1 protein-coding gene is annotated in these 540 nt (G+C 73.1%); it reads left to right on the top strand.

What is annotated here, in order from left to right; translation table 11 throughout:
• On the top strand, positions 1-540 hold a 540-nt coding region (locus tag AC1DWF_RS37935; protein WP_476843557.1), incomplete at both ends, for a metal ABC transporter permease.

The raw sequence follows: 540 nt of genomic DNA, 5'->3' as shown, positions 1-540 counted from the left end.
GGGCTCTACCTCACCGCGCTGGCCGCCGGCGTGACGCTCATCTCCTGGCGGGGCTCGGCCGTGGAGCTCACCCAGCTCCTCTTCGGCTCCGTCCTGGGCGTGGACGACACGGCGTTGCTGCTGATGGGCGGCGCGGCCTCGGCGACGCTGCTCTTCCTCGCCTTCGCCTGGCGCCCGCTGATCCTGGAATGCTTCGATCCCTCCTTCGCCCAGGCGGTCGGCCTGCGGGGCAGCGTGTGGCACCTCGGGCTGCTGGCCCTGGTGGTGATCAATCTCGTCGCGGCCTTCCAGGCGGTGGGGAGCCTCATGGCCGTCGGCCTGATGATGCTGCCCGCCATCGCCGCCCGCCACTGGGCGCGCGGGATCGGCGGCCTGGTCTCCGCAGCAGTGGGGCTGGCGCTGGCGGCCACACTGACGGGCCTGCTCGCCTCCTATCACGCCGACTTGCCGAGCGGCCCGTCCATCGTCCTTGCCGCCGCGGTGCTCTGGGTGGTCTCGCTGATCGCGGGTCCGGTCGACGGGCTGCTCGCCCGCCACCGC

This window comes from Aminobacter sp. P4_D5, from assembly GCF_056401815.1.
The sequence above is the reverse complement of the archived record's forward strand: the minus strand, read 5'-3'. Positions and strand labels throughout refer to the sequence as shown.